The sequence below is a fragment of the Novosphingobium pokkalii genome (assembly GCF_014652855.1).
Lineage (GTDB): Bacteria > Pseudomonadota > Alphaproteobacteria > Sphingomonadales > Sphingomonadaceae > Novosphingobium > Novosphingobium pokkalii.
The window spans coordinates 117,279-132,782 of the sequence record NZ_BMZP01000003.1; the positions used below are offsets into that span (position 1 = coordinate 117,279).

Below are 15,504 nucleotides of genomic sequence, written 5' to 3' on the forward strand. Positions count from 1 at the left end.
GGGTGGAGCGAGAATGGCTGATTTTCGCGACCCGGAGCGCAGCGTACTTTCAGTACGTGAGCACCGGAAGCGCGAAAAGCGGCCGTTCGCAGCCCGCCATGGGCTAAATCCCCACAGACCCTAGGCGCCGCGTTCGAGCGTGGCGATAATATGCTGCGCCAGGCGATGGGCGGTGTCTGACAGGCCGGGCGCTTCGAGCAGGGCGATTTCGGTATCGTAGAGCGGGGGCAGGCCCGCTTCCTCGCTTACTGCCACCAGGCCCTGCGGCACCATTTCCAGGGGCAGCACGGTCATCCCCAGCCCGGCGCGCACGGCCGAGAGACTGCCGGCCAGGCTGGTGGAGGTATAGGCGATGCGCCAGGGGCGGCCCATCGCGTCGAGCGCTTCGGTCGCGCGCTTGCGATAGACGCAGGGTTCGGGCGAGACCACCAGCGGCACGCGGGCGAAATCGGCGGCCGACTGGCGATCGCGCGCCACCCACACCAGCGGTTCACGCCACACCCGCACGCCATCCTGCCGGTCCAGCATCGGCTGCCGCTTGACCAGCACCAGGTCGAAATGCCCCAGGTGAAACCGCTCCATCAGGTTGAGCGTCAGGTCGCAGGTCACTTCCAGTTCCACCAGCGGGTGCGCCTCGGTAAAGGCAGCCAGCACGGCCGGGAGATGTGCGGTCGCAAAGTCCTCCGGCACGCCGACCCGCACCGAGCCGGCGATGTCCGGTTCCAGCATTTCCGCCACCGTGGCATCGTGCAGGCGCAGGATCTGCCGCGCGGGGCCGATCAGACGCTCGCCTTCCGGGGTGATCGCCAGGCTGCGCGGGCTGCGCAGAAACAGCGGGCGGCCCAACTGGTCTTCCAATCGCTTCAACTGCAAGGAAATTGCCGATTGGGTTCGCCCCAGCCGCTCGCCGGCGCGCGTGAAGCTGGCGGTGTCCGCAATGGTGACGAAGCAGCGGAGCAGATCGATGTCGAGCGTGCGCAGAGCCATGCCTGCACCCTCTATCATTTGAATCTTCAATTTTCAATATTTCACAAATTCGTTTCCCCAATCATTCATTCGGGTGCACCTGCGAAGGCGCAAGAGGGGGCAGCGCTTCGCCCCCGCCAGCCAGGAACCGCACATGAACCAGACCACGCCCCTGGCGGATGGTCGCCGGGCGCCCGCGCCCACGGCGTCCCGCCGCATCCTTTCGCTTGCCGATCTGCCCGTTCTTGCCCTGGGCGCACTGCTGGCGACCGCGATCCTCGGTGGCCTCACCGCGGTCACGCCCGCCGGGGTCGCGCTCGCCGGGCTCAGCCTGCTGATCACCGGTGTGGTGATCGGCTTCGCGCGCCGACAACTGCGCGCCGATCCGCGCGCGGCCTGGTTCGGGCGCATGGCCATCGCGCTGGCCATCGCCACGGTGATGATGGGCCTGGCCGGCAACGTCGTCCTGCTGGTGGCGGCATGGATCGTCAGCGGCCGCCTGATGGCCGGGATGATCGGCCATGTCGGCGAATGGGCCGAAGCCCGCGCTGCGCTGCGGCGGGCAAGCATCGCATTCGGCATCGGCGATCTCGCGCTGGTCGGCGCCGCGCTGCTGCTCTCGCTGGGCACCGGTTCCACGCAGATTGCCGCGATTGTCGCCGCGGCGCCCGGCCTCGCGCCCGATATCGTGCTGCCGGCCGCCGCGCTGCTGGTCGTGGCCGCCCTGGCGCGCTGCGCGCTGCCGCCCTTTTTCTCGTGGTTGATGCGTTCGCTGGCGGCTCCCACGCCGGTCTCGGCACTGATGCATGCCGGCTTCGTCAACGCTGGCGGCTTCCTGCTGATCCGCTTCGTCCCGGCGCTGGAAGCCGCACCGGCCGCCCGCTTCGTGCTCTTTGCCACCGGCATCCTCGCCGCACTGGCGGGAAGCGCGATCATGCTGGTGCGCAGCGACGTGAAAGGCGGCCTCGCCGCCTCCACGGTGGCGCAGATGGGCTTCATGCTGCTGACCATCGCGCTGGGTGGCTATGCCGCCGCGCTGTGGCACATGGTGGCGCACGGGGTGTTCAAGGCATGGCTGTTCCTGGGTTCGGCGGGCACCGTCTCCCGCGCCCCGGCGACCAAGGCCCTGCCCCGCGCGTGGCCGGCGGGCATTGCCCTTGCCGCGCTGGCCGGCGGCCTTGCCCTGCTGCACTGGGGACCGGCTACGGCGCTGCTGCCGCTCGGCCTGGCTGCCACGGCGCTGCTTTGCGCCCTCGCTGTCGGCCTGCGCGCCGCCTCGCGCAGCCCGGTTGGTATGATCGTGATCGCCATCCCGATCCTGCTGATTGCGATCAACGCCGCAGCGCTGGCGTTCGTGGCCCATGTCCAGCCCGATGCGGCCATGCCGCTGCTGTCCGGCCCGGCGCAGTGGGTCCTGCTGCTGGTCTTCCTCTCCGTCTGGGTGCTGCAACAGCGCGTGGCGCGCGGCGAGCAGAGCCTGCCCCCGGCGCTCTATGCCCGCCTGATCCACGCCGGCAATCCCACCGCCTGATCCAAAGGAACCGCCCGATGACTCTCGCTGCCGGAAACCTCGCCAAGACCGCCGCCCCCACGCTGGCCCATCCCGCCCTCGGCTCTCCGGGCGAACGGGAAGCCCTGCTCGCGCTCGCCTCGATCGCGGCCCACACCGTTGCCCCGCTCTGGCCGCTGGACAGCGCCATCGCGGTCAACCCGCTCGCCGGGTTCGAGGATCTGCCGTTTGAAGATGCAGTGCCTCAGGCCGCCGCCCTTCACGGCGCCCGCGCCACGCTGTCGCTGCCCGAATGGCGCAGTCTGCTCGCCGAAGGGCGGATCAACGATGTTGCCCTGCGCAAGACGGTGGTCCAGGCGCTCGGCGGGCTGGAGGCCGCGTTCGACCCGCTCGTGCCCGAACTCAACGCCTATGATCTGCTGATCGCCCGCCTGGTCACGCTCGATGCCGAGCATGCGCCGCCGGTGCGCCGCGCGCTTTCGCCTGCGGTGGCGATGCTGGCGCGCTGGCTCGGGGCGTTTTTCGATCGCACGGCGGCGCTGCCGGTGCCCGGCCGCGCGCGCGGGCTCTATCCCTGCCTGCTCCAGGCGCTGCGCCACGATCCGGCGCTCGGCAAGAGCGTGGAAGCGACCGGCGCCGCCTGGCTGGCCAGCGCGCCCGGTGATCCGGTCGAGATGCTGCTGCTCGGCGCCCGGCGCGAGGCGGTGAGCCCCGAACATCGCCTTGCCTGGTTGCGCACGCTGGTGGCGACATTGCCAGGCTGGGCCGCGCACTTGCGCTGGCGGACCGAATACGCCGGGCCGGAAGCCAGCCGGGGCGCCCCGGCAACGATGCTTGATCTCATGGCCCTGATGGCCCTGGTGCGCGGGCTGGAGCGTCCGGCCTTGCAGGCAGTGCCCGATGCGCCCAGTCCCCGCACGGTGGAAGCGGCGCTGCTGCGCCATTTCGGCCTGTCCGCCGATGCAGCAAAGACCTGGCCCGCCGCCGCCCGCGAACGGCTGGCCACCGTGGCCGCGCTTACCCCGGCGCAACTCGGCTTCCTGTTCCAGCAGGCAGCCGAGGCCAGCCATCTCGCCACGCTGACCGCGCCGCTCGAAGGCGCCTCGGCCCGTCGCACGGCGCCGCGCGCGCCCATCCGGCCACAAGTGCAGGCGGTGTTCTGCATCGACGTGCGCTCGGAACCGATGCGCCGCGCGCTGGAAGCGCAAGGGGCAATCGACGGCGCGTTCGAAACGGTGGGCTATGCCGGCTTCTTCGGCCTGCCGATCGCGCTGGCCCCGATCCCCTTGGCGCCTATGGCCGAAGCCCAGGCGCGCAACCAGTTGCCGGTGCTGCTCTCGCCCGCGCATGTCGTGCCGGAAACCGCTGCCCCTGGGCGGGAGGCGGAAGCGCGCACCGTGCTGGCACGGCAGGCCGCGCTGGCCGATGCCCAGGCCATGCTGGATACCACCAAGGCCGGCGCCACCGGCTTTGCCACGGCCGAAGCCGCCGGGCCGCTGGCCGCCGTCAGCATGATCGCCCGCACCCTCGCCCCGCGTCTCACCGATGCCCTGCGCCGCCGGGTGATCGGCGATGCCGGCCAGGTGCTGGCGCCCGCTGCCTGCAACGACGATCCTGCAATCGGCCACGGCCACGCGCACGATCACGCCATCCCGCTGGCGCAGAAGATCGCCTATGCGCGCGGCATGTTCACGCTGACCGGCCTTTCGGCGCAGACCGCGCGGCTCTTCGTGCTGGTCGGCCACGGCGGCTGCACCACCAACAACGCCTTTGCCGCCAGCCTCGATTGCGGCGCCTGTGGTGGCCATCCCGGCGGCCCCAATGCCCGGCTGATGGCCGCGATCCTCAACGATCCGGCAGTACGTGCCGGTCTTGCCGCGCAAGGCCTGGCGCTACCCGAAGACACCTGGTTCCTTGCCGCGCAGCACGACACCACGCGCGACATCGTCGAGGTGTTCGATCGCCACCTTGTACCCGCCAGCCATGCCGATGATCTGGCACACCTGGACGCCGCGCTGGCCCGCGCCGGGGTGCAGGCCCGCGCCGAACGCGCCACGCGGCTCGGCCGCACGCCGCAGGACCTGCTGGTGGGCGCCGCCCACTGGGCCGAAGTGCGCCCGGAATGGGGGCTTTCAGGCAACGCCGCGTTCATCATCGGGCCGCGTGCCCTCACCCAGGGGCTGGACCTGGGGGGCACGGCCTTCCTGCACAGCTATGACTGGAAGCAGGATGAAGACGGCAGCGCGCTCACCGGGATCATGACCGCGCCGATGATCGTGGCGCAGTGGATCAACTGCCAGTACCTGTTTTCCACCATCGACAACGAGGCGTTCGGCGCCGGGGACAAGACCACGCAGAACGTCACCGGCGGCTTCGGCGTGGTCCAGGGCAGCGGCGGCGATCTGTGCACCGGCCTGCCGCGCCAGTCGCTGTTCCACGATGACGGCACCCCCTACCACATTCCCCGCCGCCTGACCGTGATCGTCGAGGCGCCGCTGCAACGGGTGGAAGGGATCGTGCGCCGCCATGACGCGGTGGGCCGGCTGGTGGAAAACGGCTGGATCAACCTGGTGGTGATCGATCCGTGGAAGCACCAGGCCCATCGCTGGTTGCGCGGAGAGTGGAAAGCACGGCCCTGTTGAGAGAAGACACGAAAAAACCCGGCCCCCATCAGGGCCGGGCTTTTGCGGTGGTGCGCCCAACTGGATTCGAACCAGTGGCCTCAGAATTAGGAATTCTGCGCTCTATCCTGCTGAGCTATGGGCGCAGCCGCTGCCGCACCTAGCATCACTCGCCCGTGCCGACAATGCGCCAGCGTGCGTTGTTGTCCACGATGGCAGCTATCCGGCCCGGTTGAGCATCACGGCAATGCTGATCTTCACATCATCGCCCACGAACGGGGCATATTTGGTCATCCCGAATTCGGAGCGGTGCACCGTGCCCGTGGCATTGACCGCCAGCCCGGCGCCCGGCGTAGCGGCATCGGCAAAGGTCGCGTCGAGCAGCAGCGGGCGGGTCACGCCATGCATCGTCACTTCGCCTTCGATCCGGGCGCTGCGTGGCCCGGTGGGCACCAGCTTGCGCCCCTGGAAGCGGATCGTGGGATAGCGGGCCACGTCGAACAGGCCCGGCCCTTTCAACTCGTCGTCAAACGTGCCGTCCTGCGTGGCAATCGCGGTTGCCGGCATGACCACGTCCAGCGCCAGGGTTTCTGGCATTCCAGGATTAAGCACGATCGCACCCGTCGCGCCCGGCACGGTGCCTTCAATATGGTTCACGCCCAGATAGCGCACCCGAAACCGCGCCACGGTCTGCGCCGGATCGACGGTATAGCGCCCGGCCGGCAGGCTTTGCAGCAGAACGGGCAGCGCCGGGCCGGGGCCAAGCCCAGGTCCAGGCTGAGCCTGGACCACGCCGCAAGCGGCAATGCCGGCCAGGGCCAACGCGATGGCAGCATGATGGCGAAACGTCATGGCAAAGGCTCTCCCGCCGGGGAATCGATCGGCGCTATGGCTTTGCCCTTGGTATCATGACTGATCGCTGTATGCGCCAGCGTCCGTCGGGCAGGTTGACAAGACGCCGGGTCCACCGCCGCGATCGCTGGACACCGCCGCTGCCAGCCGCCAAACTCCGTGCCGGACGGGGACCATGGCAGACGACAGACAGCGAAGCGAATCAGGCTTTTCGCATTCCAGCTTTTCACAGGGCGCGAACAGCGTCCTGGGTTCGCCGCTGCGCCTGCTGGCGGGCACGCTGCTCTATGTCGTCGCGCTGTTTGCCGTATCCACAATGGGTTATGTCCGCGCCGGATGGCCGCTGGGCGATGCCGCCTACATGGTGCTGCTGACGATCTTCTCGGTCGGTTATGGCGAAGTGCGGCCGATCGACGGCACGTTCCTGCGGCTGTGGACGACGATGACCATCGTGCTGGGCTGCACCGGCATGATCGTGCTGACCGGCGCGCTCGTCCAGGTCTTCACCCTGTTTCAGTTTCGCCGCCTGCTGGGGCTTGATCGCATGCATACCGAAATCGAACGCCTGACCGGCCACACCATCATCTGCGGCTATGGCCGCATCGGCGTGCAACTGGCCAAGGCGCTGGCCGAAGCCGGCCACCCTTTCCTGGTGCTCGAACGCTCTCCCGCCAAGGCCGAGGAAGCACGCGGCCACGGTTTCCTGACGCTGGTGGGCGAAGCCACCCATGAAGATACATTGAAGGAAGCCGGCATTGCCCGCGCCCGCGTGCTCGCCACGGTGCTGCCCGATGATGCCGCGAACGTGTTCATCACGCTTTCGGCGCGCAGCCTCAACCCCGCCGTGCAGATCATCGCGCGCGGCGAAGCGCCCACCACCGAAAGCAAGCTGTTCCACGCCGGGGCCGACAAGGTGGTGCTGCCCACCCACATCGGCGCCGAACGCATCACCGAAATGATCCTCTACCCCGCCACCGGGGCGGCCATGGACGAAGGCAGCCCGATGGGCGAGGTGAAGCGCAAGCTGCACGATTTCGGGCTGGACCTGGAAGTGGTCACCTGCCCGCCCAAGGGCGCGCTGACCGGTGCCAGCGTCGGCGAAGCCGAACGGCGCGGCAACGGCGCTTTCTTCATCGTCCAGATCGACCGCGCCCATGGCCAGCAGATCGCGCATCCCGGCGAGGACGTGCGGATCGAGGCGGGCGACCGCATCCTGCTGGTGGTGCGCGGCAGCCGCCTGTCGGCGGGCGCCGTGTTCCACGCCCCGGCGCGGCCGATCAAGCACGGGCGCGCGCTGGTGCGCTGATCGTTCGACAACTTAGCCGTGCGCGCCGAAGTAGTTCGCCACGGCCACGGCCACGCGCAGGTTCAGGGCATGGGCGCGCTCGATCGGATCGATGAACCGGGCGCGGATGGCGCCATAGTCCTCGCCTTCGTGGTCGGGGAAGTCGCTCGGCTCGTCCACGCTGAAATCCGCCACGTGGGGGATCGCCACCGGATAGGCGCGGCGCAACTGGGCCAGGGCATCGTCCACGCGCAGCGACAGCACCATTTCCAGCACGTCGTCGCGGCTCACGTCGTTGGAACGCGAGAACGGCGGCACCTGCACCGCGCGCAGGAACATGTGCATCAGCAGCGACAGGCGCACGGCCTGGAGCAGGCCGATGTTGCGCCGCTCTGCATCGACCACCGGATCCCGCCCTGAGGGCATGCCCGGCACCAGCGCGAGCAGGCGGTGCAGCTTCATCCAGTCGACCCGCAGGCGCGAGGTCAGGCGGCGGAACACGCCCGAGCGATCGTCCTTGGTGAGATATTCGGCCAGCGCCATGCACGCCGCTTCCAGGGCGGTTTCGGTGCCGCGATAAGGCCGGCTGGCCCAATAGGCGGAATTGAACAGCTCGCCATAAGCCGCCACCGTCTTGATCGAAGCGAGCCCATTGGCCGCACGCAGCAGGCGCACCAACTGGTTGCCACGGTCGGACTGGCCGAGCAGTTCGGCAATCGCCTCCATCTCGTCGCCCGCCGCCGTGCCCGCCCCGGCGATCACGTTCACCGGATAGCCGATCTGTTGCAGGATGGCGTTGTGCGGGATCGCGCGGATCTGGCGCAAGCTCATCGAGCGATCGGCGGAAATGTCGGACTGGCGGCGCGACACGCGGCTGCCCGTGGCGGTCAGCATGCCCAGGCCAAACGCGGTGACCGCGCGGGCATAGGTCGCGCTCTTGAGGTGATCGCGCTGCACCCGGCGGATCGCGCGATAGAAATCGAGGCTGAGGTCGGTGCGATCATAGAACGGATCGCGCGCGGCGGGCGCGGTGAACGCCACTTCGGCTTCGGCAATGCGCGCCAGCGTGGCCAGCGCCAGTTCGTCGTTGCGGAAGAACAGATAGCCATCGCCGCCCTGGAAGCTGGCCTCGGCCTCCAGCGCGATACCCGCCTTGGCAAAGCGGCGGCGCGCCCAGCGGCTGAGCGGCCAGGTCAGGCGATCGGCAAAGCCGGCCGGATGCGCCCCGCGCCCCATGGATTCGCCATGCGTGTCGAACACCAGCGCCGCCACATCGGCCAGGCCGTTGTTGACCATGGCTTCGGCCAGGCGGCCTTGCAGGCGCTCGATCGCCAAGGCGGCGGGCAACTGGCCGATGAAGCGGCCGGCGTCGGAAAAGCCGGTCTGGATCGACACGCGCCCGCGCCCGCGCACATAGTCGCGATAGGCCTCTTCGGCGAGCAGCGCTTCGAGGAAGCGACCGCCATGCTCCAGCGCGGTCTCGGTCTCGAACAGGGGAGACACGTCCACCTTGTCCTCGATGCCGAACAGCTTGGCGAAATAGAGCGCGGCCAGCACGGTCTGCGGCTGCTCGCATTCGGCGATCAGCATGCGGATCGGCGCATCGGCGTCGATATGGTGCAGGATCTGCGCCATGGCCAGAAACTGGCGGATCGCGGTGCTGGTCTCGATCGCCAGCGCGGCGAAGTTGACGCGCAGCGGCTTCACTTCGGCCAGCAGCTCGCGCAGGCGCGAGATCGCGCTCTTGCTGGCAATGTCGAGCGTGCCTTCCGGGTCGATCCGGCGGCGCAAGGCGTTGTGAAGCTGCGAGGAATTGACCCGGAAGTGGATCCACCCCATGCCCAGGCCATCCGCGCGCATGGCGCCCGCCAGCGTCGCCAGGCCCACCGCCACGTCGCCATCTTCGGCAGCGGCGGCATCGGCTTCCAGCGTGGCAATCAGCGGCGCCAGGCTGAGCAACTTGGCCGGATCGTCGGCCGTCAGGCGGTTGGCCGCCGATGCCAATCCCTCGGGCGTATCGAGTGGGCGCGAAAACAGCTCCGCCATTTCCGAAGCATGGGCCTGCGCCGCATCGAGCGTGGCGACCATCGCGTGATCGGGCACCAGGCTGGCAAGCCCCGACGAATAGGTGGCCAAACGGCGCGCCTTTTCGCGCAGGCGGAATGCGACCGAGGTGTGCCAGCCGATATCGGTGCGGCCATCCATGTCATAGCCGACCCAGGTGGCAAAGCGGAACGGCAGCGGCCGGAAATCGAGCCAGCGACCCGGCCAGCGCTGGCGGGCATGGGCCAGCAGCGTGGCGTTGATGCGGTCGCGCGCATGGCCGGCACGCTCGATCGCGTTGCACACTTCAAGGTGCTCGAATTCCAGGGTGATCTTGGGGCCGTTGGCCGGCAGGGCACACACCGTGGAGGCCAGCGGATCGTCGGCCAGCGCGGCCGTGGCTACGGCATCGGCCTGCGCCGGATTGAGCAGGAACGTGGGGTGCGCGGTGAACACCGCATGCAGCAGCGGCTTTTCCCAGCGGGCGCGGAACTGACTGAAGCCGTCTTCCTCGTCCAGCAAGGCGGCCACGCGCGCCAGGTTCTCGTCGGGATTGGTCGGCGCCACCAGCCGGCGCAGGCGCCCGGCACGGCTTTGCAGCGCCTCGCACTCCAACTCGGCCACCAGGCTTTCCATGTCGTCGAGCGACAGGGCACCGGTCTCCAGCTCGCGCGAGAGATCGTGGCTGAGCTGGAATACCGGATTGAACAGCGGCGTTTCGGCGGTCCGCTCGTGCAGCTTGCGCAAACGGTCCCTGAGCTTCGCGACGGTCTTCATCTGCCGTTTCCCCCCTGCTGGCTGTGATGCCGTTTGCGGCTTCCTGGTCGAGCGCGCGTTCCTGGCCGCCACCCCGCGTGGCCCGGTCAGGCCTTGGCGAGCGCCGAGGCCTCGCGCGCCAAGCGCTCGATCTCGGCTTCGTCGGGTGCGCCCTTGGGCACGACCCAGCTACCACCCACGCAGAGCACGCGATCGAACGAGAGCCATTCGGGCGCGGTCGCGGCGCTGATTCCGCCCGTGGGGCAGAAACGCGCCTGATAGAACGGCGCGGCCAGGGCCTTGAGCGCTGGCAGCCCGCCCGAGGTGGAAGCGGGGAAGAACTTGAAATGGGTCAGCCCCAGATCAAGCCCACGCATGATGTCGGCAGCGCAAGCAGTGCCGGGCAGGAACGGAATGCCCGCGTCCACGGCGGCCTGGCCCAGGCGGTCGGTCAGCCCCGGCGAGACGATGAATTCGGCGCCAGCATCGATCGCGGCCTTGAGTTCATCGGGATTGGTCACCGTGCCGGCGCCAACGATGGCCCCTTCGACACTCTTCATCGCGGTGATCGCATCGAGCGCCGCCGGTGTGCGCAGCGTCACTTCCAGAACACGCAGGCCACCAGCAACCAGCGCGCGCGCAACCGGCACGGCATGGGCCACATCATCGATCACCAGCACCGGAATGACAGGCGCCGTGCGCATGATGGCTTCGATCGGCTTCATGAACTCTCCCCGCATTTGGCAGGAGAAAAGCCTAGCCCCTCAACGCACGGTTGTGCACCCGCTAACAGCCCCGGCGCATAGCTATTTCCTCAAAGTGTGGCAAAAGCGCGCTGCCTAGGGCCTGTGGGGATTTAGGCCAGGGTGGAGCGAGAATGGCTGATTTTCGTGACCCGGAGCGCAGCGTACTTTCGGTACGTGAGCACCGGAAGCGCGAAAAGCGGCCGTTCGCAGCCCGCCATGGGCTGAATCCCCACAGGCCCTAGACGGCCGAACTGAACTGATGCCCGCCACCGCGATAGGCATCGAACAGCACGGCGATGGAGCGATGATAGGGCGCGCTGTGCGGTGCCAGCACCAGCCGCTGCCCTTCGATCCGGGCCAGGCCGCGCGCCAGGAACGGCGCCAGCCCTTCCCGCGCCTCGTCCATCAGGTCCGTCGGCAGGTCCACCGCTTCGTGGCACAGCAGGGTTTCGATCACCGCCGCGCGGCGCTGGTCCTCTGCGCTTTGCACCAGCCCGCGTGTGCCGGCCAGGCGCCCGGCTTCCACCTGCTGGCGATAACGGCCGGCGTTCTTTTCGTTCTGCACCAGCAGGCCGGGAAACATGCCCACCGATGAAGCCCCAAGGCCGATCAGCGCGCCTGCGGTATCGTCGGTAAAGCCCTGGAAATTGCGCCGCAGCGTGCCGTTGCGCCGCGCCTGGGCCAGATCGTCCTGCGGCCGGGCAAAGTGATCGAAGCCGATGGCGTCATAGCCCGCCCCGCGCAGATGCGCCGATCCCTGCGCCGCCATGGCAAAGCGGGTGCGCTGGCCGGGCAGCGCGGCCACGTCGATCCGCCGCTGGCGCGGCACCACGTGCGGCACATGGGCATAGCCGAACAGCGCGACGCGGTCGGGTGCCATGGCCACGGCGGTGTCGAGCGTTTGCGCCAGCACGGCTTCGTCCTGATAGGGCAGGCCATACATCAGGTCGAAATTGATCGAATCCACCCCGGCCCCGCGCAATCCGTCCATGGCGCGGGCAATATCCGCCTCCGGCTGAACCCGTCCGATCGCGGCCTGCACACGCGGATCGAAGGTCTGCACGCCCAGGCTGGCCTTGATCACCCCGATGCCGCGAATGGCGGTGAACCACTGCGGCGCCAGGCTGCGCGGATCGAGTTCGAGCGAGAGCACCGGCCGCGCCAGGCGGAAGTTCAGCGTCAGCGTATCGATCAGGCGAACGAAGTCGGTGGGCGAAATGGCATTGGGGCTGCCCCCGCCAAAGGCGATGCGGGTGATGCGCGCCTGCGGCCCGATCGCCTGCGCCACCATTTCGATCTCGCGGTGCAGGGCGCCGAGATAGGCGGACAGGCGCTGGCTGCGGTTGGCCGCCCCGGTGTTGCACCCGCAATACCAGCAGATTTCCTGGCAATACGGGATATGCAGATAGAGCGAGACCGGCCCCTGCAAGCGCGCCAGCGCGGCTACTTGCGCATCCGCCAGATCGACATCGGCAAATTCGGCGGCGGTGGGATAGCTGGTGTAGCGCGGCACGGGCCGCGCCAAAAGCTCGGGATACCACGTCCAATCGGCAAATCGCTCACCCAAACCGGACCCGATGGTGGGGTTCGGCAGGGTTGCGACTGCGGTGTTCAGGGTGTCTGGCTTTTGGGCAACTGGGCCTGCTTCAAGCGACATCGTCGTCGTCCTCCTGGCCACAGCAGCTATCGCCCCCGGCACGCTTGCGCATTGCGCTATGGCAAATCGCGCAACACGGCGCAGACCCGTCGCCCACCGGCTTGCGCGCAGGCGCGCGCCCGGCCAGGCGGATCAGCAGGACATGCCCCGCCTCGCCACAGATCGGCACGGCCAGCGCGCCGCCGTCGGCGCTGAGCGCCAGGGCCGGCGCCGGCAGGGCCAGCCGCAGCACCGCGGCCACGCTGGCCAGCGCCACCAGCCGCAGGCGCGTCTCGCGCGTCATGATCTGTCGTCCCGCTCGTCCGTTTCGTCGATCAGGATGCGCGCGGCTGCACCGTCCAGATCGACGAACTGCCCCCGGCGCAGCGCCCAGAAAAAGGCGCAGAGCCCGATCAACCCCATGCCGAGCGCAATCGGGATCAACAGTGCGATGGAGGTCATGCCCGTTGCTCCTTGACCAGAGACAGGCGCAGCGAATTGGCCACGACGATCAGCGAAGACGTGGACATCGCCACCGCCGCGATCAACGGCGTCACCAGCCCGGCCATGGCCAGCGGCACGGCCAGCAGGTTATAGGCGATGGCCAGGGCAAAATTCTGCCGCACCACGCGCATCGTCGCGCGCGCCATGCGCACGCTGCGCGGCAGCGCCATGAGCGAGGCGCCGGTGAACACCACTTCGGCGGCCTGGCGACCCACGTCGCTCGCCGTGCCCGGCGCGATCGAGGCATATGCAGCGGCCAGTGCCGGCCCGTCGTTGAGCCCATCGCCCACCATCAGCACGCGCCGCCCGCCCGCCGCCAGCCGCGCGATGGCATCGTGCTTGTCGTGCGGACTGGCGCTGGCCTGCGCGGTCAGGCCGGTCTGCCGCGCTACCTGGGCCACGGCCTGGGCATTGTCGCCCGACAGGATCGAGGCCTCCAGGCCCAGACCGCGCAAGGCGTCGAGCGCCATCACGGCATCGGGGCGCAAGGCATCGGCATAACCGATCAGGCGCACCGGATCGGCACCCAGCGCCAGTGCGGCCGCCATGCCTCCGGTGGGGGAAGAAGGCCGGCCGAGCGAGACCGGCACTTCGTGCCACAGCGCGGTGATCCCGCGCCCGACGACTTCCTCCACCTGGGCCAGCGGCTGCGCTTTCACCCCGCGCCCGGCCAGAGCTTCGGCCAGGCCCTGCGACAGCGGATGGCGGCTGTGGCTGGCGAGGGCCAGGGCCACGCCCGCCTCGTCAGGCGTCAGGGCATCGAGCGCGCCGGCATCGGGTACCGGCCGTCCCAGGGTCAGCGTTCCGGTCTTGTCGATCAGCACGCGGTCCACTTCGGCCAGGCGTTCCAGCGCGGAGCCATCCTTGATCAGCACGCCGCGCTTCATCAGCGCACCGGCCGCCACCACTTGCGCCACCGGCACCGCCAACCCCAGCGCGCAAGGGCAAGTGATGATCAGCACGGCAATGGCAATCACCAGCGCGTGATAGAACCCCGCCCCCGCCAGCATCCAGCCGGCAAAGGTCAGCGCCGCCAGGCTGTGCACCGCCGGGGCATAGAGCCGCGAGGCGCGATCGGCGATCCGCACATAGCGCGAGCGGGACTGACCGGCCGCCTCCATCAGGCGGGCGATTTCGGCCAGGGCAGTATCTTCGCCGATCGCCCGCACTTCCACGTCGAGCGGGGCGTCTGCGTTGAGCGTGCCTGCCAGCACGGCATCGCCCACGCCAGCGGGCACGGGGGCGCTTTCGCCAGTCAGCAGCGCGCGATCGAGGCGGCTGGCCCCACGCAGCACCACGCCATCGGCGGCCAGGCGCTCTCCGGCGGCAACGCGCATCACCATGCCGGGCGCCAGGTCCGCCGCCGCCAGCCAAGCCGTGGTGCCATCGGCGGCCACCACCAGCGCACCGGGCGCAGCCTGGCGCAGTAGTGCGTCCACCCCGGCGCGGGCGCGATCGCGCATCATCGCGTCGAGCGCGCGGCCCGCGAGCAGGAAGAACAGCAGCATCAGCGTGCCGTCGAACCAGGCCTCTGCGCCATGCGTGACGGTTTCATAAAACGACAGCGCGGTGGCCAGCGTGACACCGATGGAAATCGGCACGTCCATGTTGGTGCGCCCATGCCGCAGCGCGCCCCAGGCCGAGCGGAAGAACGGTCGCCCGGCGTAGACGATCGCCGGCACGCCGATCAGCGCGGAAAGCCAGTGGAACAGATCGCGCGTCGTGCCATCCGCGCCCGACCAGACACTGACCGAGAGCAGCATCACGTTCATGCAGGCAAAGGCCGCCACCGCCAGCGGCGCCAGCAGCGGCCGCACTGCGGAAGGCGCCTGTTCCAGCACCGTGGCGCGCGGCTGCGCAGCAAATCCGGCATTGGCCAGCGCGGCGACCAGATCTGGCACGGTTACCGCTTCGGCATGGGTGACCCCCACGCTGCGCGCGGTCAGGTTGGCGCGCGCGGTGGTCACGCCCGACACGCCGCCCAGCGCGCGCTCCACCTTCCCCATGCACCCGGCGCAATGCATCCCCGGCACCGACAAGGCGGTGTGGACCTGCCCCGCTGCCCCGGCCGCGCCGGGTCGGTCCAGCGTCTGTGCCGCCTGGGTCATCCCACGTCTCCCATCATGCGCCACGTGGCGCCCTGCCGCACCACCCTCAGCTTGATCCGCCAACGCCCGGCCGGCAGGCTGGCGCGATAATGGCCCGGCGCCGTTTCATTCAGCGTCAGCGCCAGATCGTCGCGCAGGCCCAGCGGGTGTTCGGCCACGGCGGTCACTTGCGCGCCGGCCAGCGCATGGCCCTGCGCGTCGCTCAGCGTCACCGCCAGCGCGCCGTCGCTGCTGCGGGCAACCGCCCCGTTCCAGCCCAGCGCGCGTTCGCTGCGGGCCTCGCCCAGCCAGCGGTTGAAGTTCTGGCTGGCGACATAGGAGTTTTCCACGACCACGCCGCCAAAGGTGGAGGTGGCCAGCCGCGCCATGATCACGTTGACGACGATCACCACGCCAAAGAACGTGACGAGGATCGCGGCCATGTGGCGGCCGGTAAACGGACGGACAACACGATGCTGGGTCATCGGCCTGCTCCTT

12 protein-coding genes and 1 tRNA gene are annotated in these 15,504 nt (G+C 69.2%); 3 read left to right on the plus strand and 10 right to left on the minus strand.

Annotated features, from left to right (window positions below):
• Positions 1 to 120: 120 nt before the first annotated feature.
• Positions 121 to 987 carry a LysR substrate-binding domain-containing protein gene (locus IE191_RS04180; protein ID WP_191323110.1) on the minus strand — a complete coding sequence of 289 codons (867 nt, stop codon included), beginning with the start codon at positions 985 to 987 and terminating at the stop codon, positions 121 to 123.
• A gap of 133 nt (positions 988 to 1,120) precedes the next feature.
• Here IE191_RS04180 and IE191_RS04185 point away from each other — a divergent pair, with 133 nt between their 5' ends.
• Together IE191_RS04185 and IE191_RS04190 are read left to right on the plus strand one after the other, a co-directional pair.
• Positions 1,121 to 2,497 (plus strand): proton-conducting transporter transmembrane domain-containing protein, encoded by a 1,377-nt coding sequence (locus tag IE191_RS04185; protein ID WP_191323111.1) that lies wholly within the window; start codon positions 1,121 to 1,123, stop codon positions 2,495 to 2,497.
• A 17-nt stretch (positions 2,498 to 2,514) separates the two neighbouring features.
• Positions 2,515 to 5,118, plus strand: a complete 2,604-nt coding sequence (locus IE191_RS04190; RefSeq protein ID WP_191323112.1) for a DUF2309 domain-containing protein — start codon at positions 2,515 to 2,517, stop codon at positions 5,116 to 5,118.
• A gap of 48 nt (positions 5,119 to 5,166) precedes the next feature.
• Here IE191_RS04190 and IE191_RS04195 read toward each other — a convergent pair.
• Positions 5,167 to 5,243 (minus strand) — tRNA-Arg (locus IE191_RS04195).
• A gap of 73 nt (positions 5,244 to 5,316) precedes the next feature.
• Positions 5,317 to 5,949, minus strand: a complete 633-nt coding sequence (locus IE191_RS04200; RefSeq protein ID WP_191323113.1) for a YceI family protein — start codon at positions 5,947 to 5,949, stop codon at positions 5,317 to 5,319.
• A 175-nt stretch (positions 5,950 to 6,124) separates the two neighbouring features.
• Between IE191_RS04200 and IE191_RS04205 the strand changes: the two genes are divergently transcribed.
• Positions 6,125 to 7,255 (plus strand): potassium channel family protein, encoded by a 1,131-nt coding sequence (locus IE191_RS04205; protein ID WP_191323114.1) that lies wholly within the window; start codon positions 6,125 to 6,127, stop codon positions 7,253 to 7,255.
• Between the two features lie 12 nt (positions 7,256 to 7,267).
• Here IE191_RS04205 and IE191_RS04210 read toward each other — a convergent pair whose 3' ends face one another.
• The 7 genes from IE191_RS04210 to IE191_RS04240 all read right to left on the minus strand — a co-directional run bounded on the left by IE191_RS04210 (position 7,268) and on the right by IE191_RS04240 (position 15,491).
• Complete coding sequence (locus tag IE191_RS04210) at positions 7,268 to 10,054, minus strand: phosphoenolpyruvate carboxylase (protein ID WP_191323115.1); 2,787 nt, start codon at positions 10,052 to 10,054, stop codon at positions 7,268 to 7,270.
• Between the two features lie 86 nt (positions 10,055 to 10,140).
• Positions 10,141 to 10,758: a bifunctional 4-hydroxy-2-oxoglutarate aldolase/2-dehydro-3-deoxy-phosphogluconate aldolase gene (gene eda, locus IE191_RS04215; protein ID WP_191323116.1), complete on the minus strand. Its 618-nt coding sequence runs from the start codon at positions 10,756 to 10,758 to the stop codon at positions 10,141 to 10,143.
• A gap of 259 nt (positions 10,759 to 11,017) precedes the next feature.
• Entirely contained in the window at positions 11,018 to 12,346 is a 1,329-nt protein-coding gene (gene hemN / locus IE191_RS04220) for an oxygen-independent coproporphyrinogen III oxidase (protein WP_229815095.1), read from the minus strand.
• Between the two features lie 79 nt (positions 12,347 to 12,425).
• Positions 12,426 to 12,719: a hypothetical protein gene (locus IE191_RS04225; protein ID WP_191323118.1), complete on the minus strand. Its 294-nt coding sequence runs from the start codon at positions 12,717 to 12,719 to the stop codon at positions 12,426 to 12,428.
• Positions 12,716 to 12,877, minus strand: a complete 162-nt coding sequence (gene ccoS / locus IE191_RS04230; protein WP_191323119.1) for a cbb3-type cytochrome oxidase assembly protein CcoS — start codon at positions 12,875 to 12,877, stop codon at positions 12,716 to 12,718. The genes IE191_RS04225 and ccoS overlap by 4 nt, the downstream gene beginning before the upstream one ends.
• Positions 12,874 to 15,027 carry a heavy metal translocating P-type ATPase gene (locus IE191_RS04235; protein ID WP_191323120.1) on the minus strand — a complete coding sequence of 718 codons (2,154 nt, stop codon included), beginning with the start codon at positions 15,025 to 15,027 and terminating at the stop codon, positions 12,874 to 12,876. Before IE191_RS04235 ends, ccoS begins: the two co-directional genes overlap by 4 nt.
• Complete coding sequence (locus tag IE191_RS04240; RefSeq protein ID WP_191323121.1) at positions 15,024 to 15,491, minus strand: FixH family protein; 468 nt, start codon at positions 15,489 to 15,491, stop codon at positions 15,024 to 15,026. Before IE191_RS04240 ends, IE191_RS04235 begins: the two co-directional genes overlap by 4 nt.
• Between the last annotated feature and the right edge of the window lie 13 nt (positions 15,492 to 15,504).

Excerpts from the sequence above, each read along its gene's own strand:
- IE191_RS04180 (WP_191323110.1), bottom strand. The coding sequence starts at position 987 with ATGGCTCTGCGCACGCTCGACATCGATCTGCTCCGCTGCTTCGTCACC.
- IE191_RS04185 (WP_191323111.1), top strand. The coding sequence starts at position 1,121 with ATGAACCAGACCACGCCCCTGGCGGATGGTCGCCGGGCGCCCGCGCCC.
- IE191_RS04190 (WP_191323112.1), top strand. The coding sequence starts at position 2,515 with ATGACTCTCGCTGCCGGAAACCTCGCCAAGACCGCCGCCCCCACGCTG.
- IE191_RS04200 (WP_191323113.1), bottom strand. The coding sequence starts at position 5,949 with ATGACGTTTCGCCATCATGCTGCCATCGCGTTGGCCCTGGCCGGCATT.
- IE191_RS04205 (WP_191323114.1), top strand. The coding sequence starts at position 6,125 with ATGGCAGACGACAGACAGCGAAGCGAATCAGGCTTTTCGCATTCCAGC.
- IE191_RS04210 (WP_191323115.1), bottom strand. The coding sequence starts at position 10,054 with ATGAAGACCGTCGCGAAGCTCAGGGACCGTTTGCGCAAGCTGCACGAG.
- eda (WP_191323116.1), bottom strand. The coding sequence starts at position 10,758 with ATGAAGCCGATCGAAGCCATCATGCGCACGGCGCCTGTCATTCCGGTG.
- IE191_RS04225 (WP_191323118.1), bottom strand. The coding sequence starts at position 12,719 with ATGACGCGCGAGACGCGCCTGCGGCTGGTGGCGCTGGCCAGCGTGGCC.
- ccoS (WP_191323119.1), bottom strand. The coding sequence starts at position 12,877 with ATGACCTCCATCGCACTGTTGATCCCGATTGCGCTCGGCATGGGGTTG.
- IE191_RS04235 (WP_191323120.1), bottom strand. The coding sequence starts at position 15,027 with ATGACCCAGGCGGCACAGACGCTGGACCGACCCGGCGCGGCCGGGGCA.
- IE191_RS04240 (WP_191323121.1), bottom strand. The coding sequence starts at position 15,491 with ATGACCCAGCATCGTGTTGTCCGTCCGTTTACCGGCCGCCACATGGCC.